Source organism: Streptomyces sp. DSM 120436 (genome assembly GCF_055778765.1).
Map to the genome: position 1 here is coordinate 1,765,050 of NZ_JBSKBS010000001.1, position 18,902 is coordinate 1,783,951.

At 73.2% G+C, this 18,902-nt stretch carries 17 protein-coding genes; 6 read left to right on the plus strand and 11 right to left on the minus strand.

Annotation, left to right across the window (positions count from 1 at the left end; genetic code table 11):
• Positions 1–27 precede the first annotated feature (27 nt).
• Positions 28–420, minus strand: a complete 393-nt coding sequence (locus tag ACWH4W_RS08090; RefSeq protein WP_473075122.1) for a hypothetical protein — start codon at positions 418–420, stop codon at positions 28–30.
• Between the two features lie 256 nt (positions 421–676).
• On the minus strand, positions 677–1,105 hold the full coding sequence (tnpA, locus tag ACWH4W_RS08095) for an IS200/IS605 family transposase (protein ID WP_473075123.1): 429 nt from the start codon (positions 1,103–1,105) through the stop codon (positions 677–679).
• A gap of 23 nt (positions 1,106–1,128) precedes the next feature.
• On the opposite strand from tnpA, the gene ACWH4W_RS08100 reads away from it, so the two are divergent.
• Positions 1,129–2,286, plus strand: a complete 1,158-nt coding sequence (locus ACWH4W_RS08100) for an RNA-guided endonuclease InsQ/TnpB family protein (protein ID WP_473075124.1) — start codon at positions 1,129–1,131, stop codon at positions 2,284–2,286.
• 76 nt (positions 2,287–2,362) lie between these two features.
• Here ACWH4W_RS08100 and pdxR read toward each other — a convergent pair whose 3' ends face one another.
• From pdxR to ACWH4W_RS08115, 3 genes are read right to left on the minus strand one after another with little or no spacing between them, the layout of a single operon-like run.
• Positions 2,363–3,838: a MocR-like pyridoxine biosynthesis transcription factor PdxR gene (gene pdxR / locus ACWH4W_RS08105; RefSeq protein WP_473077444.1), complete on the minus strand. Its 1,476-nt coding sequence runs from the start codon at positions 3,836–3,838 to the stop codon at positions 2,363–2,365.
• 14 nt (positions 3,839–3,852) lie between these two features.
• The gene (locus ACWH4W_RS08110; RefSeq protein ID WP_473075125.1) at positions 3,853–4,569 is read right to left on the minus strand and encodes a B3/B4 domain-containing protein; all 717 of its coding nucleotides are present in this window, start codon (positions 4,567–4,569) and stop codon (positions 3,853–3,855) included.
• Positions 4,569–5,174: a LysE family translocator gene (locus tag ACWH4W_RS08115; RefSeq protein ID WP_473075126.1), complete on the minus strand. Its 606-nt coding sequence runs from the start codon at positions 5,172–5,174 to the stop codon at positions 4,569–4,571. The genes ACWH4W_RS08110 and ACWH4W_RS08115 overlap by 1 nt, the downstream gene beginning before the upstream one ends.
• A gap of 299 nt (positions 5,175–5,473) precedes the next feature.
• Here ACWH4W_RS08115 and hemB point away from each other — a divergent pair, with 299 nt between their 5' ends.
• Positions 5,474–6,466 carry a porphobilinogen synthase gene (hemB, locus tag ACWH4W_RS08120; protein ID WP_473075127.1) on the plus strand — a complete coding sequence of 331 codons (993 nt, stop codon included), beginning with the start codon at positions 5,474–5,476 and terminating at the stop codon, positions 6,464–6,466.
• Positions 6,467–6,601: 135 nt separating this feature from the next.
• Here the strand turns inward: hemB and ACWH4W_RS08125 are convergent, their stop codons facing one another.
• Positions 6,602–7,354, minus strand: a complete 753-nt coding sequence (locus ACWH4W_RS08125; RefSeq protein ID WP_473075128.1) for a DUF4232 domain-containing protein — start codon at positions 7,352–7,354, stop codon at positions 6,602–6,604.
• A 213-nt stretch (positions 7,355–7,567) separates the two neighbouring features.
• Between ACWH4W_RS08125 and ACWH4W_RS08130 the strand changes: the two genes are divergently transcribed.
• Both ACWH4W_RS08130 and ACWH4W_RS08135 read left to right on the plus strand, forming a co-directional pair.
• Positions 7,568–9,007 carry a helix-turn-helix domain-containing protein gene (locus ACWH4W_RS08130; RefSeq protein ID WP_473075129.1) on the plus strand — a complete coding sequence of 480 codons (1,440 nt, stop codon included), beginning with the start codon at positions 7,568–7,570 and terminating at the stop codon, positions 9,005–9,007.
• A 101-nt stretch (positions 9,008–9,108) separates the two neighbouring features.
• Positions 9,109–10,329: an aminotransferase-like domain-containing protein gene (locus tag ACWH4W_RS08135; RefSeq protein ID WP_473075130.1), complete on the plus strand. Its 1,221-nt coding sequence runs from the start codon at positions 9,109–9,111 to the stop codon at positions 10,327–10,329.
• 107 nt (positions 10,330–10,436) lie between these two features.
• On the opposite strand, the gene ACWH4W_RS08140 is transcribed toward ACWH4W_RS08135, so the two are convergent.
• Both ACWH4W_RS08140 and ACWH4W_RS08145 read right to left on the minus strand, forming a co-directional pair.
• On the minus strand, positions 10,437–11,279 hold the full coding sequence (locus ACWH4W_RS08140; RefSeq protein WP_473075131.1) for a helix-turn-helix domain-containing protein: 843 nt from the start codon (positions 11,277–11,279) through the stop codon (positions 10,437–10,439).
• Positions 11,276–12,046, minus strand: coding sequence for a peptidoglycan-binding protein (locus tag ACWH4W_RS08145; protein ID WP_473075132.1), 771 nt, complete (start codon positions 12,044–12,046; stop codon positions 11,276–11,278). Before ACWH4W_RS08145 ends, ACWH4W_RS08140 begins: the two co-directional genes overlap by 4 nt.
• A gap of 283 nt (positions 12,047–12,329) precedes the next feature.
• Between ACWH4W_RS08145 and ACWH4W_RS08150 the strand changes: the two genes are divergently transcribed.
• Entirely contained in the window at positions 12,330–12,704 is a 375-nt protein-coding gene (locus tag ACWH4W_RS08150) for a peptidase inhibitor family I36 protein (RefSeq protein ID WP_473075133.1), read from the plus strand.
• A 91-nt stretch (positions 12,705–12,795) separates the two neighbouring features.
• Here ACWH4W_RS08150 and argS read toward each other — a convergent pair whose 3' ends face one another.
• Positions 12,796–14,553, minus strand: a complete 1,758-nt coding sequence (gene argS, locus ACWH4W_RS08155) for an arginine--tRNA ligase (RefSeq protein WP_473075134.1) — start codon at positions 14,551–14,553, stop codon at positions 12,796–12,798.
• Positions 14,554–14,786: 233 nt separating this feature from the next.
• Here argS and lysS point away from each other — a divergent pair, with 233 nt between their 5' ends.
• Positions 14,787–16,529, plus strand: a complete 1,743-nt coding sequence (lysS, locus tag ACWH4W_RS08160; RefSeq protein WP_473075135.1) for a lysine--tRNA ligase — start codon at positions 14,787–14,789, stop codon at positions 16,527–16,529.
• Positions 16,530–16,598: 69 nt separating this feature from the next.
• Here the strand turns inward: lysS and ACWH4W_RS08165 are convergent, their stop codons facing one another.
• Together ACWH4W_RS08165 and ACWH4W_RS08170 are read right to left on the minus strand one after the other, a co-directional pair.
• Entirely contained in the window at positions 16,599–17,843 is a 1,245-nt protein-coding gene (locus ACWH4W_RS08165) for a DUF2637 domain-containing protein (RefSeq protein ID WP_473075136.1), read from the minus strand.
• Between the two features lie 115 nt (positions 17,844–17,958).
• Positions 17,959–18,807 (minus strand): DUF3558 family protein, encoded by an 849-nt coding sequence (locus ACWH4W_RS08170; protein ID WP_473075137.1) that lies wholly within the window; start codon positions 18,805–18,807, stop codon positions 17,959–17,961.
• Between the last annotated feature and the right edge of the window lie 95 nt (positions 18,808–18,902).

Consider the following 18,902-nt stretch of genomic DNA (forward strand, 5'->3'; position numbering starts at 1 on the left):
GTCCGGGGCGACTTCCGGACCCGGTGGTCAGACCAGGCCGACCGACACCAGACCGCCCGCCGCGGCGACGGCGGCGGCGAGGCCGCGCAGGCCCGGGGTGACGGCCGTGCGGCCGCCCCGCGTGGACAGCCTCAGTACGGCGTTCGCGGTGAACGCGGGGAGCAGCACGCCGAACACCGCGACGGTGACGAGCGCTTCGAGGGTCGGTTCGACCGACGTCGTGAGGGCGCCGACCGCCATGGCCGCGGCGGCGATCCCGTACAGCGCCGCCGGTACGAAGGTGAGGTCCTCACCCACCCGCGGGGCCGGGCCGCGCCCCTTGGCGCGGCTCCGGTGGCGGCGCTCGGTGCCGACCCGCGCCGCCACCATGACGACCACCTCGACCGCCAGGACGATCACGGCGATGTGCTCGACCGACACAGCGTTCCCCTGTTCCTGCCGTGACTCCTACGTCGTACTCGCGTGCCTTGCTCCGTACTCGCGTGCCCTCGCTTTCGAGCGTACGGAGCCGTCGGCGGTCCGGTGAAGGCACTTGAGGGAGTTCAGAGGCTTCCGCGCGGCGGAGGCGTCGGGTTCAGCATGCTCTAGCGCGGAACCCCGGGCGTTCACGCCCGGGAGGAAGCGCTTCTTGACACTGTTCTGACGTGCACGGGTGCACGGATCTGCATTGTTGGCCTCAGCCGGGACGTTTCTGGTTCTCGATGTACTCCTTGATGATCGCGAGCGGGGCGCCCCCGCACGATGCGGCGAAGTAGGACGGCGACCAGAAGTGCTCACCCCACAGGTACTTGCGGATGTGGTCGGGGAACTCCTGCCGCAGGCGCCGGGCGGAGACGCCCTTGAGGGAGCCGACGAGTCGGGAAATGGCGACCTTCGGCGGGTAGTGCACGAGCAGGTGGACGTGATCGCGTTCGCCGTTGAACTCTCGCAGCTCCGCGCCGAAGTCGGCGCACACGTCGCGCATGACCTCTTCGCAGCGCCGAAGGATCTCGTCGGTGAATGGTCCGCGCCGGTACTTGGGAGTGAAGACCAAGTGTGCGTGCAGGGTGTATACGACGCTACGACCCCTACGAATATTGGGGTTTGACTCCCAGCGTGGTGACATAGACCAATGCTACGATCACGCGCATGAAGATCGTGACGCAGGTCAAGCTCATGCCGGACGCCGTGCAGGCATCCGCACTTGAGCGCACCCTGCGCACGGTCAACGACGCCGCGAACTGGGTGTCGGAGGTGGCGTTCGAGCATGGCGTGCCGCGCGAGTACGAGCTGCGCAAGCACACCTACGCCGAACTCAAGGCCCGTGGGCTGGGAGCGCAGGCCGCGCAACACGTCATCAAGAAGGTGCGTGACTCGTACACCGCGCTCAGGGCCAACATCCGGGCCGGGAACCTCGGCAAGGAGGGCTCGAAGCGTCGCCGCAAGGCTGAGTCCAAGCCGGTCACCTTTCGCCCCGAAGCCGCCCAGCCGTATGACGACCGGTGTTTGAGCTGGCAGTACGGCCAGCGAACCGTGTCCGTCTGGACCGTGGACGGCCGGGTCAAGAACATCCGTTTCGCCTGCTCCGCCGACGCGCTCAAGATGCTCCAGGCACACCGGCAGGGTGAATCCGACCTGATCCAGCGTGACGGCGTGTTCTACCTCGTCGCCACCTGTGACGTGCCCGAGGCCGAGCAGTACGAGCCGGACGGCTTCATCGGCGTGGACCTCGGCATCGAGAACATCGCCACCGCCTCCACCGGCTACCTCGCCGCCGGGCGGGGGCTCAACCGGTACCGCAGGCGACAGCTTGCTCTGCGGGCCAAGCTCCAGAAGAAGCGCACCAAGTCCGCCAAGCGGCGGCTCAAGGCCCGTGCCCGCAAAGAGGCGCGGTATGCCGCCAACCAGAACCACATCATCTCCAAGACGATCGTGACCGAGGCTGAACGCACCGGGCGCGGCCTGTCCCTCGAAGAACTCAAGGGGATCCGCACCCGGGTACGGCTCCGCAAGCCCCAACGGGTCGCACTCCACTCCTGGGCCTTCTTCCAGCTCGGAGACTTCATCGTCTACAAGGCCAAGAGGGCCGGGGTACCCCTGGTCTTCGTTGATCCCGCGTACACGTCGCAGACGTGCGCCGAGTGCGGCCACGTCGACAAACGCAGCCGTGTCAACCAAAGGCTTTTCATCTGCCGGGGGTGCGGGGTCGTTGCCCACGCCGACCGGAACGCTTCCCGCAACATCGCCACCCGTGGCGAGAGCGCGTGGAATGCGGGGCGTGAGTCACGCGTCCCTGCCACCCCATAACGGGGTGTCTGGACGGAGGAGTCCACCCCGACAGCCAGTTGGGCACTACCTCCAAGCCCGACCCTTCAGGACCGGGTCAAGTTGACGCCAGGGTGCGCAGCGCCGTGCCGAGCAGGGCCACGCCCTCGGTGAGCGTGCCGGGCGGGTCGGCGGCGTACCCGAGGACCAGGCCGGGGCGGCCGGGGAGCTGGCGGTGCCAGGAGAGGGGGTGGCACTTGACGCCCGAGGCCAGTGCGGCGGCGGCCAGTTCGGTGTCGGGGACGTCCGGCGCGTAGGTGACCGTCAGGTGCAGGCCCGCCGCCGCGCCGTGGACGACCGCGCCCGGGAGGTGGGCGCGGACGGCGGCGATCACCGCGTCCCGGCGGCGGACGTGCCGGGCGCGCAGCAGCCGCAGGTGCCGCTCCAGGTGGCCCGTCCCCATCAGCCGGGCGAGGACGAGCTGCGGCAGCACCGCGCTGCCCAGGTCGGTGAAGCGTTTCGCGTCGGTCAGCGCCTCCAGGTGCCGCCGCGGCGGGAGCAGCCAGCCGATGCGCAGGGCGGGGGCGAGCAGTTTGGAGACGCTGCCCATGTAACAGAGGCGGTCGGTGAGCAGGGAGCGCAGCGCGGGGACGGGCGGGCGGTCGTAGCGGTGCTCCGCGTCGTAGTCGTCCTCCAGGATCAGCCCGCCGTCCGCCGCCCACCGCAGCAGCGCGCGGCGGCGCTCCCCGCTGGTCACCACGCCGGTCGGGAACTGGTGCGCCGGGGTGAGCAGCACCGCCGGGGCGCCGGTGGCGCGCAGCGCGGCGACGTCCGGGCCGTGCGCGTCGACCGGGACGGGCGGGGTGGCCAGGCCGCCGTGCGCCAGGTGCTGGCGGGTGCCGAGCGAGCCGGGCTCCTCCACGGCGACGGCCGTGATGCCGTCCGCGCGCAGCACCGGGTGCAGCAGGGTGAGCGCCTGGGCGATGCCCGCGACGATCAGGACGCCGTCCGGCTCGACCGCGATGCCGCGGCTGCGGGCCAGCCAGTCGGCGACGGCGCGGCGCAGCCGGGGGGCGCCGCGCGGGTCCCCGTATCCCAGGTCGGCGCTGGACAGTTCGGCGAGCACGGCCCGTTCGGCGCGCAGCCACGCCGTGCGGGGGAAGGCGGACAGGTCGGGGCGGCCGGGGGTGAGGTCGATCCGGGCGTCGGCGGCGCGCAGCGCGTCGAAGGCGCGGGCGTCGGGGGGCCCGGTGAACGGGGTGACGGGTGCGGGCCGTCGGGTGCCGGGCGGCAGGGGAGGCGGGGGCGCCGCGACCACGACCGTGCCGCCGCGCCGGCGACCCTCGACATGCCCGTCCTCCGCGAGCCTGCGGTACGCCTCGGTGACCACGCCCCGCGAGACGCGGAGTTCGGCGGCGAGCAGCCGGGTGGCCGGGAGCCTGCTGCCCACGGGCAGCCTGCGGTCGGTGATCGCCTCCCGCACCTGCCGCGCGAGCCAGTCCGCCTTGCCGTCCGCGGGCACGTCGTCCGCCCGCAGCTGGAGGAAGTCCGAGCCGTGCGCCGTCGCGTCGTCCCTGTCGGTCACCGCACCGATGGTGCCATGCACGGTTACGGCACCCGGGTGGTGTCGTCGAGCGCGAACTCCGGTGCGTCGCCGGTGAGCAGAGCGGTCACGGGGGTGACCGGCCAGTGCGCCGCCAGCTCCTCGGCGAGGGTCTCCAGGGTCCGCGCGACGGTGTCCGTGCCGCCCTCGTGCAGCGCCTCCGTCACCACGAGGATCCGGCGGGTGTCCTCGCTCACCGCCGAGTGGCCGCTCTGCCGGTTGGTCCAGCGGCGGGCGTGCGCGCGTCCGGCGGAGTCGGCGTACGTCACCTCGCCGGGCGCCGGGTGCTCGGTGCGGCCGTCGAAGGTCGTGTACTCCTCGTCGCCGCGGGCGGGCCGCACCTCGAGCAGCGGGCCCGTGACGCGGTCGGCGTCGAGCACCGCGACCGGCACGGCGTACGCGACGGAGACCGCGTTGCACAGGTCGACGACCGGGTGGATGCGCGGGAGCGCGCCCTCCTTGCGCAGGCGGCGCAGCAGGGACTCGGAGGCGCAGCGGTACTGCGTCGGGCGCAGTCCCATGCGGGCGAACGCCCGCCGCCACGCCAGTACTTCGGGGAACCGGCTCTCGGGGGCGTCGGCGAGCCGGGTGAGGGCGCGGACGGTGTACGCCGCCACCCGCCCACCCGTGTCCGCCGTGCCGTCGACGCCCGTGGCGTGGAGCGCGCCCGCCGCCAGGCCCGGGTGGGCGGACCGGACCGCGTCCGCGTGCCGGAGGATCATCACGCCACCGCCATCCGGACGCTCAGACCGACGAAGCCGGCGGTGAAGAGGGCCCGGAGCCCGGTGGTGATCCGGGGGCGGGCCAGCAGCCGGTCCCGCACGGCCGCCGCGCACACGCCGTACACGGCGAAGACCACGAAGGTCAGGGCCATGAAGACCGCGCCGAGCCGGAGCATCAGGGCGAGCGAGTCGCCGGAGCCGGCCGGGACGAACTGTGGGAGGAACGCGACGAAGAACAGCGTCGGCTTCGGGTTCAGCACGTTGATCAGCACGGCGGTCGTGATCACGCGGAGCGCGGGGCGCGGCTCGGACTCCGGGCGGACGGCGAACGCCTCCTTGTCGCGCAGCATCCCCCACGCCATGTACAGCAGGTACGCGACGCCCGCGTACTTCACCGCCGCGTAGGCGACCGGGCTGGAGTGGAGCAGGCCGGCGAGGCCGGTGACGGACGCCAGCAGGTGCGGCACGACGGCGAGGGTGCAGCCGAAGGCGGCGATCAGGCCCGCGCGCCGGCCGTGGGACAGGCCGGCGGCGAGCGTGTAGACCACGCCGGTGCCGGGGGTGACCACCACGGCCAGGGCGGCCAGCAGGAACGCGAGACTCAAGGGAACCTCCGGGATCGTCGGTTCCTCCAGCCTGGTGGCGTCATGGTCCGGTGGACAGGGCCAAAGAGGAGCGGCCGGACAGGGCCAAAGAGGGCGGCGGGACAGGCCCGCCAGCGGTGTTCAGCGGTGCCGTCGCCCGGGGGGCGTCCGGGTCGTCCGGCACGAGGGGGTGGCCGTAGCCGGGGGCAGGGACCGCGCGGACGCCCGCGGCCTCGGGGTCCGCCGGGTCCTCCGCGCGGGGGAGGGGACCGACTGGGCGTCGGCAAAGGCACGGGCGGGGCGGGCGTAGCGTAGGTGGTATGACGACGTACGGATCCTTCCCCGGCACGCGCCCGCGGCGTCTGCGCACCTCCCCGGTCATGCGGCGCATGGTCGCCGAGACCCGGCTGCACCCCGCCGACCTCATCCTCCCGGCCTTCGTGCGCGAGGGCGTCGCGGAGCCGGTGCCGATCTCGGCGATGCCGGGGGTCGTGCAGCACACCCGCGACAGCCTGAAGAAGGCCGCCGCCGAGGCCGTCGCCGCCGGGATCTCCGGGATCATGCTGTTCGGCGTGCCGGAGGAGGCCAAGAAGGACGCCGTGGGCTCGGCGGGCACCGACCCGGACGGCATCCTCCAGGTCGCCCTGCGCGACGTCCGCGCGGAGGTCGGCGACGACCTGCTCGTCATGTCCGACCTGTGCCTCGACGAGTTCACCGACCACGGCCACTGCGGCGTCCTCGACGACGAGGGCCGGGTGGACAACGACGCCACCCTCGAGCGGTACGCCGAGATGGCGCAGGTCCAGGCCGACGCGGGCGCCCACGTGGTCGGCCCGAGCGGGATGATGGACGGGCAGATCGGCGTCATCCGCGACGCCCTCGACCAGATCGGCCGGGACGACGTCGCGATCCTCGCCTACACCGCCAAGTACGCCTCCGCCTTCTACGGACCCTTCCGGGAGGCCGTCGGCTCCTCGCTCCAGGGCGACCGCCGCACCTACCAGCAGGACCCGGCCAACCTCCGCGAGTCGATGCGCGAGCTGGAGCTCGACCTGGAGGAGGGCGCCGACCTGGTCATGGTCAAGCCGGCCGGCCCGTACCTCGACGTCCTCGCCAAGGTCGCGGACGCGGTGGACGTGCCGGTGGTGGCGTACCAGATCTCCGGTGAGTACGCGATGATCGAGGCCGCCGCCGAGAAGGGCTGGATCGACCGGGACAAGGCGATCATCGAGTCCCTGACCGGCATCCGCCGGGCCGGCGCCCGGAACATCCTCACCTACTGGGCCACCGAGGTCGCCCGCACCCTGCGCTGACCTCCGGGGAACCGGATCCACGACCACGCCAGGACGGGCGGGTTCACCTGATGCCGCAGGTGAGCCCGTCCGTTCCGTTCGTCCTGGCCGTTCCGTTCGTCCTGGCCGTTCCGTTCGTCCTGGCCGCCGTTCGGCTCAGTAGGCGAGCGCGTCGTCCCTCGAGGACTGCCAGTACGTCACCGTCAGGCTGCTGTCGTAGTACACGCCCCCGGCCGGCAGGGACGGGATCGCGGCGGGACCGCCGTCGCTGAGCGGGGCGCGGCCCTGGAAGCCGACGGCGAGCTTCCGGCCGGTGGTGCCGGCCGTGCCGCTGCCGTCGGCGGCCGACAGGACGACCCCCGCGTACGCCGACTCCCCCGGCTGCAGGGTGACCACGGCCTGCGGCTGGGAGTCCTCGATCGGCTGCGGCACCCACTGCATCTCGTCGAACCGCAGCACCGGGTGGTAGGTCAGGTGGCAGTTCCGCGAGCCGGTGTTCTCGACCGTGATCAGCATGTGGTTCACGGGGCTGGAGACCGGCTCGGCGGTGACGGAGGTGTTCGAGCCGTTGCAGGAGAGGAAGGCCGCGGAGCCGTCGCCGGAACCGGCCGACCCGGAGCCCTTCTCGCTCTTCTCCCCGTTCGTTCCCTTGCCGGCCTGAGCGCCCTGGCCGTCGCCGCTCCCGGCCGAGTCCGTGCCGGCGCCCGAGGAGCCGGTGCCCGAGGAGCCGGTGCCCGAGGGACCGTTGCCCGCGGTGCCGGCGGACGATCCCGCGGGGGCCGCGCCGGCCGGACCCGAGGCGGACGCGCCCTCGTCGCGGGTGCCGGTGCCGTCCTGGCAGGCGGTCAGGGCGAGCGAGGCGACGGCGACACCGGCGGCGGCGAGCAGACGGAGGCGAGAGGCGCGCATGGCGGATTCCTTGTCGTCAAAGGGGACTTGGCGTGGCCGCCCCACCGGTCGGCGGGAACGGCGTGCTTGGATGACCAGAGCGTGCGGTGTGATCCGTCCCGGCCGCCACAGTCGGCGGGTGATCCGGGACGCTGGAACGCTCACACCGCTCTGACCTGGGGGAACGGCCATCTCCTGGAACGGCGGAACGGAACGCGGGGGAGTGGAGGAACGGTGTCGGAACAGACGGCCGCGGCGGAGTTCGCCGCGCTGCTGCGGGAGTTGAAGGACCGCTCGGGGCACAGCTACGGGGTCCTCGCCAAGCGGCTCCACATGAGTACGTCGACCCTGCACCGCTACTGCAACGGGGACGCGGTGCCGACCGACTACGCGCCGGTCGAGCGGCTGGCCCGGCTGTGCAAGGCGCGCCCCGAGGAACTGGTCGAGCTGCACCGCCGGTGGGTGCTGGCGGACGCGGTGCGGGGGCGGAAGGGGGCGGCGGCGACCGGGACGCCCTCGGCCGCGAAGCCCTCGGGGGAGGAGGGCTCGGGCGCCGGACCCGAGGAGGCTGCTTCCGGTACGGCCGCCCCGGTCGGCCCACCGCCTGCCGACCCCGTCGGATCAGGGATGCCGGAGCCCGGATCCACGGCCGCCGATGCCCCCGACGGGAACGCCCCCGACGGGAACGCCCCCGACGAGGCGGACCCGGCCCTCCTCCACCCCGCCGCCCCCGCCGCCCCGGCCCCCGCCCGGCGCCGTACTCGCACCGCCGTCCTCGCCGGCGTCGCCGTCGCCGCGGTGGCCGCCGGGATCACCTTCGCCGTCGGGCTGCCGGGCGGCGGTTCGGACGGTGACGGCGACGGCGGCCGGCACCGCCCGGTCGGCGCGGCGGGGGTGACCGCCGAGGAGAGCGCCTCCGCGTCGTCCTCGCCGTCCTCCTCCGCCGGCTCCAGTCCCAGCGCCTCCGCGTCCCCCTCGGCCAAGGACAAGGGCCCGACCGGGACGCCCGCCGGGTCCGCGCCCGCCGACGCCCCGAGCGGCGGTGCGGAGAAGAGCGGTGTGCCGGTCACGGTGCAGACGGAGCCGTACGCCTGGGAGAGCCCCTGCTCGCAGCGCTATCTGATCGACAAGCCGGCGAGCGAGGTGAACCCGCCGCCGGTGGAGGAGGCTGCTCCGGGCTGGGTGGCGGCGCAGGGCGCGGTGTCCTCGGGGCAGCAGTACCTGCGGCTCACCGTGCAGGGCACCGGTCCCGAGACGGTGGTCGTCGACGGCCTCACCGTGCGGGTGGCGGGCAAGCGGGCGCCGCTCGCCTGGAACGACTTCGCCATGGCCTACCCCGGCGTGGGCTGCGGGGGCTCCGTGCCGACGCGGGCGTTCACCGTGTCCCTGGACTCGGCGCGGCCCGCCCTCACCCCCGAGCCGGGGAACCAGGACTTCCCGTTCAAGGTCAGCGAGTCCGACCCGGAGGTGTACTACATCACCGCCTCCGTCTCCGCCCACGACGTCGACTGGTACCTGGAGCTGAAGTGGTCCAGCGGCGACCGCAGCGGCACGCTCACCGTCGACGACGAGGGCCGCCCCTTCCGCACCAGCGGCAACGAGGGACGCCCGGCGTACGAGTTCCCGATCGGCGGCGACGGATGGGTGCCGGAGGGGACGACCCAACTCGGGTAGGCGGTGCGGCGGACGTCCGGATCGCGGAAGGGCGCGGGGAGGAGGCACGCGTTTTCCTAGGCTGCGGGGACGCGCCGTCACCCGGACCGAGGAGCCGTGCCATGACCGTCACCGAGCCGCCCGCCGCCCCTGCTCCCACCCACGCTCCCACCCCGCGGCTCGCCGCACGGGCCTCGGCGGTCGGCGGCTCGCCGGTCCGGGACATCCTGGCCGTCACCGCGCGGCCCGAGGTGATCAACTTCGCGGGCGGGCTCCCGGCGCCGGAGCTGTTCGACGCCGAGGGCATAGCGGCGGCGTACCGCGCGGTGCTCGCCGAGACGCCCGCGCGGGCGCTGCAGTACTCCACGACCGAGGGCGAACCGGCGCTGCGGGCCGCGCTCGCCGAACGCGCCCGCGTGCGCGGGCTGCCCACCGGACCGGACGACCTGCTCGTCACCACCGGCTCCCAGCAGGCGCTGTCCCTCCTCGCCACCGCACTGCTCGAACCCGGCGACACGGTCCTCGTCGAAGACCCCTGCTATCTGGCGGCACTTCAGTCCTTCGGCCTCGCCGGGGCGCGGATCGTCGCGGTGCCCGGCGACGAACACGGCCTCGATCCCGAGGCGTTGGAGGAGCTGGTGGTCCGGGAGCGGCCGAAGCTGCTCTACACCGTGCCCACGTTCCAGAACCCCACCGGCCGCACCCTCCCCGCCGCCCGCCGGGCCGCCGTCGCCGAGGTCGCCGCCCGCGTCGGCCTGTGGATCGTCGAGGACGACCCGTACGGCGAACTCCGGTACGAGGGCGCGCGGGTGCCGTGGATCGCCGCGCACCCGGGCGCGGAGGACCGCACGGTGCTGCTGGGCAGCCTCTCCAAGATCATGGCGCCCGGACTGCGGCTGGGCTGGCTGCGGGCGCCCGAGGGGCTGCGCCGCGCCTGCGCCGTCGCCAAGCAGGCCGCCGACCTGCACACCCCGACCGTCAACCAGCTCGCCGCCGCCCGCTACCTCGCCGACCGCGACCTGGACGCCCACGTCCGCCGCGTGGCGGGCGTGTACGGCGAGCGCCGGGACGCCATGCTGGCCGGCCTCCCCGGCGCGCTCCCCGCGGGGTCGGTCTGGACCCGCCCCGAGGGCGGCATGTTCCTCTGGGTCCGCCTGCCGTCCGGGTACGACACCGCGGCCCTGCTCCCCGAGGCGGTCCGGCACGACGTGGCGTACGTCCCCGGCGCCCCCTTCCACGCCGGCGTCCCCGACCGCGCCACCCTCCGCCTGTGCTTCGTCACGCAGACCCCGGAGGAGATCGCGGAGGGGCTGCGGAGGCTGGGGGCGGCGTTGCGGGCGTGATCGCGGAGGGGCTGCGGAGGCTGGGGGCGGCGTTGCGGGCGTGATCGCGGAGGGGCTGCGGAGGCTGGGGGCGGCGCTGCGGGCGTGACGTCGGAGCCCGCGAGGGCTCACCGCACCTCGGCCTCGAAGCACTCCGGCCCGGAACCGGCGTCCGCCGGATGGAAGCAGGCCCGTACGACGGCGCCGGGGGCGGTCTCCGCCATCGGGGTGTAGAGGTACGCCCGCGCGTCCAGGGCGTCCGTCACCTCGGCGGAGCGGGGCGGGCCGGGTGCGGTCAGTTCGATGCGGTCGCCGACCTCGGTGGACCACATCCGCGCCCAGCTCGCCCCGCACCGGGGACTGTGCCGCAGCTCCAGCCGGGCGCCGGCCGTGGTGCGGTACGTGGTGAGGGTGCCCGGCGCGACCCCGCACAGCATGTTGAAGGGGTCCTTGCCCGCGCAGGACGCGCCCCGGCAGCGGGGCGGCGGCACCACGGTCGTGCCGGGGGAGGCGGTCGCGTGGGCGGATCCGTCCGGCGTGGCGTCGCCCGCCAGCAGGACGGCCGCGGTGACGACCGACGCCAGCACCGCGAGCACCGCCGCGACCGCCACCGCGCCGCGCAACGACCGATTCCGGTTCGTCCCTTCGGGTGGCGGTGGCGCGTCGGCCTCCTCCTGAGAGGGCTCGGGGGACGGCGGCGGTGCTTCCGGCGGGGCGTGGGCGGCGCGTCCGCTGCCCGCCGCCTCCGCGATCTCCCACAGCGCCAGACAGCGCCCGTCCGGTTCGCCCGCCAGACGGCACAGCGCCCTGACCGCCTCACGGGGCGGCAGCGTGTCGCCCTTCAGGTAGCGGCCCCAGGAGGACTTGCTGAACGGGGTGCGCCCCTCCAGACCCGTCAGACTCAGCCCGGTGCGCCGCCGCACCTCCCGCAGGGCGGCGGCCAGGTCGGCTCGTTCCGGTGGGGGCGTCATCCGCGCAGGGCTCCCCAGGTGTGGGGGCCGATGATGCCGTCCACGACCAGGCCTTCCCTCTGCTGGAACCGCTGGACGGCCCGCTCGGTCCTCGGGCCGTAGATGCCGTCGATGTCACCGGGAGGGAACCCGGCCCGCCGCAACAGGCACTGGGCTTCCGCGACCTCGGCCCCCGCGAGTCCGTTCACCAGGATCGCGTCCCGGGTCCGGCTCAGTCCCGCGAACCACTGCCCGCCCGCCCGCTCCACCCGGCAGGTGTACGACGGGGCCGCCGGCGGCGCCTCGACGTCGGCCGGTGCGGCCGCCGGGGGCCGCGCCCGCCCCTCGTCGTCCCCGGCACTCCGCGCCACCAGCAGCGCGGCCGACGCGACCACCAGCGCGAACGCGACGACACCGGCGACGACGGCACCCCGCGGGGGCCTGCGGCGGGCGGGTGGTCCGGGTGCGGCGCCGGTCGGTGCGCCGTCGTCCGCCGTGGCCCCGGCCGGGCCCGTACGCCGTCCCGTCCAGGCCGCCGACGCGACCTCCCACAGCGCCAGCAGGCGGGTCGGGTCCTCACCGGCGACCGCCGTGACCGCCTCGACGGCCTCCTTCGGCGGCAGCGACCTGCCGCCGAGGTAACGCTCCCACGACGACGTGCTGTAGCCCGTCTTCGCCGCCAGCTGCCGCATGCTCAGCCCGCTGTGGTCCTTCAGCCGGCGCAGGCTCACCACCAGGTGCCGCGCCCTCGGATCGAGCTCCGCGGGCAGCGCTTTCCAACGCGACATGATTCCCCCGATCGCGTGCGTGGGTCGTCCCCGTTCGCATTCTGCAACAACCGTGTCGGCCCGTACGGGACAACGCCGCCGACTCCGCACCGATCCGGCCACGGCCGGGCCCCGTCCCGCCGGACCGCCTCACGGGGGCGGGAAACCGCAGGTCAGATGCTGGGGCATCCCACGGTGACGTCATTTCACCGGCAACCGTGGCGGTCGCCGGGCGGCTTCCGCCAGTCTCGGTGACGAGCCGGCCCGCCGAGCCGGCGCAACCCGCATTCCGAAGGGGGAACACATGACCATCACCCGCAAGCTCGCCGTCCTGGCCACGGGGGCCGTGATGACCGGGGGCCTGCTGGCCGGCACCGCGGGCGCCGCCGGGGCCGCGCCGTCCGCCGCGAGCGACTGCCCGTCGGGCTGGTTCTGCGTCTGGTCCGGTCAGAACTACACCGGACGGATGCAGAAGGTCGCCGGCACGAACAAGGACCTGACCCAGTTCTCGGTCTTCCAGAACTTCAAGTCCTGGTACAACCACGGCGCTTCCTGCGACTTCAAGTGGTACTCGGCGAAGAACCACGGCGGGTCCAGCGGCGTCGTCCCGCGCGGCTACAAGACCACCGACAGCGCCTCGCACTACATCAAGTCCAACACGTGGGTGAACTGCCGCTGATCCGCGGCCGCTCCGACCCCTGACACCACCGCGGCCCGTCCGCTCCCCCGGGGGAGCGGACGGGCCGCGTGGCGTGTGCCGGCCGGGGGCGTCAGAGCCGCTCGGGCGTCCTGATGCCCAGCAGGGCCATGCCCTTGGTCAGCGTGCGGGCCGTGAGGTCGCACAGGAACAGCCGGTTCTCCACCTGCTCCGGCGTATCCGCCTTCAGCACCGGGCACTTGTCGTAGAACGACGTGTACAGCGACGCCAACTGGTACAGGTACGCCGTCAGCTTGTGCGGCGCGTACTCCGCCGCCGCCTCGAACACCGTGTCGCCGAACGCGTCCAGGTGCAGCCCCAGCGCCCGCTCGGCCGCGTGCAGCTCCAGCTCCGGGTGCGCGGCCGGCCGCACCTCGCCGGCCTTCCGCAGGATCGACCGGATCCGGGCGTACGCGTACTGGAGGTACACCGAGGTGTCGCCGTTGAGCGAGACCATCTGGTCCAGGTCGAACTTGTAGTCGCGGCTCGGCGACGTCGACAGGTCCGCGTACTTCACGGCGCCGATGCCGACCTGCGCGGCCCGCTCCCGGATCTCCTCCTCGGTGAGGTCCTTCGCCTTCTCCCGCACCACCTCGGCGGCCCGCTGCACGGCCTCGTCCAGCAGGTCCTCCAGCCGTACGGTCTCGCCCTCACGGGTCTTGAACGGCTTGCCGTCCGCGCCCAGCACCGTGCCGTAGCCCATGTTGTGCGCGGTGACGTCGTCGCCCAGCCAGCCGGCCCGGCGGGCGGTCTCGAAGACCATCTTGAAGTGCAGCGACTGCCGCACGTCGACCACGTACAGCAGGGTCGTCGCGCGCAGGCCGAGAACCCGGTCGCGGATCGCGGTGAGGTCGGAGGCCGCGTAGCCGAAGCCGCCGTCGGCCTTCTGCACGATCAGCGGGACCGGCTGGTCGTCCTTGCCGCGGATGTCGTCGAAGAACACCACCAGCGCGCCCTCGGAGCGGACCGCGACGCCCATCTCCTCCAGCAGCCGCGCGGTCTCGGGCATGCCCTCGTTGTACGCGGACTCGCCGACGATCTCCTCGTCGCGGATCTCCATGTCGAGCTTCTCGAAGACGGAGTAGAAGTAGACCTTCGACTCGTCCACGAACTGCTGCCACAGCTCGAGGGTCTCCTTGTCGCCGGACTGCAGGGCGACGACCCGCTTGCGGGCCCGCTCCTTGAACTCCTCGTCGGCGTCGAACAGCGCCCGCGAGGCCTTGTAGACCCGGTTGAGGTTCGACATGGCCTGCTCGCCGTCGACCTCGGAGGCCGGGGCCAGCTCGCCCGGGTGCTCCATCAGGTACTGGATGAGCATGCCGAACTGGGTGCCCCAGTCGCCGATGTGGTGCCGGCCGATCGTCTTCTCGCCGGTGAAGTCGAGCATGCCGCGCAGGGCGTCGCCGATCACCGCGGAGCGCAGGTGGCCGACGTGCATCTCCTTGGCCACGTTCGGCTGGGCGTAGTCGATCACCGTGGTGCCCGGGTTCTCGGCGAGCGGCACACCGAGACGGCCGGTGTCGTCCGCGTACCGCGCGGCCAGGTTCCCGGTGATCGCCCGGTCGGCGATCGTGATGTTGAGGAAGCCGGGGCCGGAGACCTCGACGTCCCTGATCACGTCACCGGTGGTGAGGTGCGAGACGACCTCGGTCGCGAGGTCCCGAGGGTTGGCCTTCGCCTTCTTCGCCAGCGCGAGGATGCCGTTGGCCTGGAAGTCCGCCCGGTCGCTGCGTCGCAGCAGCGGGTCCGCGGACGTCTCCGGCCGGGCGGCGGAGAGGGCGGACGTGAGCTGCTCGCTGACGAGAGCGGTGAGCGATGTGACCGAGGCCATGGAGTGGGTGCCGTTCTCCTCGTGGGTTCGGATGGACTCGGCCAGTATCCCACGGGGGGTGAAGCGGTTTTCCGTCCGAGAGCGCGGGCGGGCGGCCTCCGCGCCCGCCTCCGCACGCCCGTCGCGCCCGCGCGGAGGCCGGTGAGAAGGCGTTTTCGCGGTGGCCGGGGGAGCTGGGAGAATGGGGCGGTCAGCCGTGCGACCGTACCGGCTGCCCGAGCAGAAAGAAGGACGTGCCGATCGTGGCTCAGAGCACCGAGACCACCGACTGGGTCTCCCGTTTCGCGGATGAGGTCATCGAGGAGTCGGAGCGTCGGGCCCCGGGCAAACCGGTCGTCGTCGCGTCCGGACTGTCCCCCTCGGGCCCCATCCACCTGGGCAACCTGCGCGAGGTCATGACCCCGCACCTGGTCGCCGACGAGATCCGCCGCCGCGGCCACCAGGTCCGGCACCTGATCTCCTGGGACGACTACGACCGCTACCGCAAGGTGCCGGCGGGCGTCCCCGGCGTGGACGAGTCGTGGGCCGAGCACATCGGCAAGCCGCTCACCTCCGTCCCCGCCCCGAAGGGCTCCCCGCACCCGAACTGGGCCGAGCACTTCAAGGCCGCGATGGTCGAGTCGCTGGCCGAGCTGGGCGTGGAGTTCGACGGGATCAGCCAGACGGAGCAGTACACCTCCGGCGCCTACCGCGAGCAGATCCTGCACGCCATGCGGCACCGCGCGGACATCGACGCGATCCTCGCCCAGTACCGCACCAAGAAGGCGCCCGCGAAGAAGCAGCAGCAGAAGCCGGTGGACGAGGCGGAGCTGGAGGCCGCCGAGGGGTCCGGCGCCGCCGCCGAGGACGACGGCAGCTCCGGCTCGGCCGGGTACTTCCCGTACAAGCCGTACTGCGGCAACTGCGAGAAGGACCTCACCACCGTCACCTCCTACGACGACGACTCCACCGAGCTGTCGTACTCGTGCACCTCGTGCGGCTTCTCGGAGACGGTGCGGCTGGGCGAGTTCAACCGCGGCAAGCTGGTCTGGAAGGTCGACTGGCCGATGCGCTGGGCCTACGAGGGCGTGATCTTCGAGCCCAGCGGCGTGGACCACTCCTCGCCGGGCTCGTCCTTCCAGGTGGGCGGGCAGATCGTCGGGATCTTCGGCGGCGAGCAGCCGATCGGCCCGATGTACGCGTTCGTCGGCATCAGCGGCATGGCGAAGATGTCGTCGTCCAAGGGCGGTGTGCCCACCCCGGCCGACGCCCTGAAGATCATGGAGCCGCAGCTGCTGCGCTGGCTGTACGCCCGCCGCCGGCCGAACCAGTCCTTCAAGATCGCCTTCGACCAGGAGATCCAGCGCCTCTACGACGAGTGGGACCGGCTCGACGCCAAGGTCGCCGACGACACCGTGCTGCCCGCCGACGCTGCCGCGCACTCCCGCGCGGTGCGCACGGCCAGCGGTGAGCTGCCGCGCACGCCCCGGCCGCTGCCGTACCGCACGCTGGCCTCGGTGGCCGACATCACCGCCGGCCACGAGGACCAGGCGCTGCGCATCCTCAGCGACCTCGACCCGGCGAACCCGCTGGGCTCGCTCGACGAGGCGCGTCCGCGCTACGACAAGGCCGAGGCGTGGATCAACACCCACGTCCCCGCCGACCAGCGCACCATCGTCCGCGACGAGCCCGACGCCGAGCTGCTGAAGTCGCTCGACGAACAGGCGCGGGAGTCCCTGCGGCTGCTGCTCGACGGCCTCGCGGACAACTGGTCCCTGGACGGCCTCACCCACCTCGTCTACGGCGTCCCGAAGGTCCAGGCGGGCTTCTCCGCCGACGCCACCCCCAAGGAGCTGCCCCCGGAGATCAAGACCGCCCAGCGGTCCTTCTTCGCCCTCCTCTACCAGCTCCTGGTCGGCCGCGACACGGGCCCGCGCCTGCCCACCCTGCTGCTCGCGGTGGGGCAGGACCGGGTGCGGCACCTCCTCGGCGCGTAACGCGCACGGCGACGACGAAGGGGGCGCCCGGTGCACACCGGGCGCCCCCTTCGTCGTCGTGGCCGCCGGTCAGGCGATGTGGTCCTCCTCCAGCTCCGCGTTGAAGCGGTTGGTGAAGCGGGTGACCATGCGCTTGGCCTCCTCCGGCGGGAGGGTCCGGCTGAACTCGGCCTCCACGTTGTCGCCGAACTCACGGGGCGTCGGGTAGCTGCCGTTGATCGACTTCTTGAAGACCTGGTAGTAGGCCTCCTCGTCCGGCTCCGCGCCGGGAGCGGCGCCGCCCTCGCCCAGGTCGCGGGTGCGGCCGCCCGGCACGACCGGGATGGGGAAGGCGCCGGTCTCCTCGGGGGCGGGTTCCCGGAGCGGGGGCTCCTCCTGGTACTGCTCCTCGTACTGCTCCGCCTGGCGCTGCTCGGCCATCCAGCGGGCGTACTCGTCCGGGTCGAACGTCGGATCGTAGTCGCCGTGGTACTCGACGGACTGCGGGTCGCGGGCGTGCAGCCAGGGGTTGGCCGGTTCCTCGTCCCGGCGGTCCGCGCCACGGTCCGGCTCCAGTTGCAGGCGCTGCTCGCCGGACGGGGCGGCGGCGCGGGCGGGGCCGCCGGACAGGGGCTGCGCGGGCGGCTCGGGCGCCGGGGGGATCACCGCCGGCTCGATGCCCGCCGCCGCCAGGCCCGCCGGGGCCGTGTCGGCGAGGGGGACGCCGTACTTGGCGAGGCGCAGCGGCATCAGGGACTCGACCGGGGCCTTGCGGCGCCAGGAGCGGCCGAAACGGGAGCGCAGGCGGGCCTGGTAGACCAGCCGCTCCTGCTCCAGTTTGATCACCTGCTCGTAGGAGCGCAGCTCCCACAGCTTCATCCGCCGCCACAGCAGGAACGTCGGCACCGGCGACAGCAGCCACCGGGTGAGCCGCACGCCCTCCATGTGCTTGTCGGCGGTGATGTCGGCGATCCGGCCGATGGCGTGCCGGGCGGCCTCCACCGAGACCACGAACAGCACCGGGATCACGCCGTGCATGCCCACACCGAGCGGATCCGGCCAGGCCGCCGCGCCGTTGAAGGCGATCGTGGCCGCCGTCAGCAGCCACGCCGTCTGCCGCAGCAGCGGGAACGGGATGCGGATCCACGTCAGCAGCAGGTCCAGCGCCAGCAGGACGCAGATGCCCGCGTCGATGCCGATCGGAAAGACGTAGCTGAAGTCGCCGAAGCCCTTCTGCAGGGCCAGCTCACGGACCGCCGCGTACGAACCGGCGAAGCCGATCCCGGCGATGACGACGGCGCCGGCGACGACCACGCCGATGAGAACCCGGTGCATCCGTGTCAGCTGCAATGGCCCGGCCACCCGTACTCCCCTCCCAGTGCGTGTTGTTGCGCGCAACAGAGTGGCACATGTGTACGAAGGGCGGGTGGCCGGATCTGGTTCAGCGGGTTCAGCTCGCGCCGGAGGCCGACTCCGAGGACGCCCCGGAGGCCGGCGCGGACGGCTTGCCCGACGCCGACGCGGACGGCGAACCGCCCGCCGCGCCCGGGCCGTTCGCCCGCGTCACGGACCGCACGGCCTCCTTGGCGGCCTTCTGCGCGTCCGCCATCAGCTCGTCGGCGTCCGGCGTCTCGTCGCCCGCCAGGCCCGCGCCGTTGTAGTCCAGGGTGACGACCACGTTCTCCACGCGCGCCACGACCGTCTGCTGCTTGAAGGTGCCCTCCTCCTTCTTCAGGTCGTAGCGCACCGCGGTCGCCTCGTCCCCGGCGCCGGTCAGCGCCTGCGCGCGCAGGCTCCTCGCGCCCTGCGTCGCCCGGACCTCACGCACCTGCTTGTCGTAGTACTCCTTGGCCAGCTCGTCGCCCGGACCGCGCGTGGTGTCCGACTCGAAGCGCAGCAGCGACACGTTCAGCCAGCGGAACTGCGAGCCCTCGACCCCGTTGTTGTCCAGGCTGCTCCAGGAGCAACTGGCCCGCGACGCCACGTCGTCCGAGCTGCCCTCCTTGCCGGACTTCGCCTTGGGCGCCAGGTCCTTGAGGGTCTTCTTCGTCAGCACGCCGCACGCCTCGGGCAGCGTCCGGTACGCCGCCGCCCGCACGGTCGGGGACGGGCTCGCCGACGCGGAGGCGGAGGCGCTCGCGGCCTTCTCGCCGCCCTCGTCGGAGCCGGAGTCCGACGAGCAGCCGGTGGCGACCAGCATCACGGGGACGGCTGCCGCGCAGACAAGGACGCGGGTCAGGCGCTTGGCTCGCTCGGGCTGCTCTCGCTGTGCTCGTCGCTGCATGGTTCCTTCACTCATGACGCTCGTGTTCCCTGCGGTCGGAACGGTGTCCGAGGGGTCACGGTACGCGCCCCGTCACCCGTACGGCCGTACTTCACGTGCTTGCGGCGCGC

Excerpts from the sequence above, each read along its gene's own strand:
- ACWH4W_RS08135 (WP_473075130.1), top strand. The coding sequence starts at position 9,109 with ATGACCGTCACCGAGCCGCCCGCCGCCCCTGCTCCCACCCACGCTCCC.
- ACWH4W_RS08165 (WP_473075136.1), bottom strand. The coding sequence starts at position 17,843 with ATGCACCGGGTTCTCATCGGCGTGGTCGTCGCCGGCGCCGTCGTCATC.
- argS (WP_473075134.1), bottom strand. The coding sequence starts at position 14,553 with ATGGCCTCGGTCACATCGCTCACCGCTCTCGTCAGCGAGCAGCTCACG.
- hemB (WP_473075127.1), top strand. The coding sequence starts at position 5,474 with ATGACGACGTACGGATCCTTCCCCGGCACGCGCCCGCGGCGTCTGCGC.
- ACWH4W_RS08110 (WP_473075125.1), bottom strand. The coding sequence starts at position 4,569 with ATGATCCTCCGGCACGCGGACGCGGTCCGGTCCGCCCACCCGGGCCTG.
- tnpA (WP_473075123.1), bottom strand. The coding sequence starts at position 1,105 with ATGTCACCACGCTGGGAGTCAAACCCCAATATTCGTAGGGGTCGTAGC.
- ACWH4W_RS08125 (WP_473075128.1), bottom strand. The coding sequence starts at position 7,354 with ATGCGCGCCTCTCGCCTCCGTCTGCTCGCCGCCGCCGGTGTCGCCGTC.
- ACWH4W_RS08170 (WP_473075137.1), bottom strand. The coding sequence starts at position 18,807 with ATGAGTGAAGGAACCATGCAGCGACGAGCACAGCGAGAGCAGCCCGAG.
- ACWH4W_RS08150 (WP_473075133.1), top strand. The coding sequence starts at position 12,330 with ATGACCATCACCCGCAAGCTCGCCGTCCTGGCCACGGGGGCCGTGATG.
- ACWH4W_RS08145 (WP_473075132.1), bottom strand. The coding sequence starts at position 12,046 with ATGTCGCGTTGGAAAGCGCTGCCCGCGGAGCTCGATCCGAGGGCGCGG.
- ACWH4W_RS08100 (WP_473075124.1), top strand. The coding sequence starts at position 1,129 with ATGAAGATCGTGACGCAGGTCAAGCTCATGCCGGACGCCGTGCAGGCA.
- ACWH4W_RS08140 (WP_473075131.1), bottom strand. The coding sequence starts at position 11,279 with ATGACGCCCCCACCGGAACGAGCCGACCTGGCCGCCGCCCTGCGGGAG.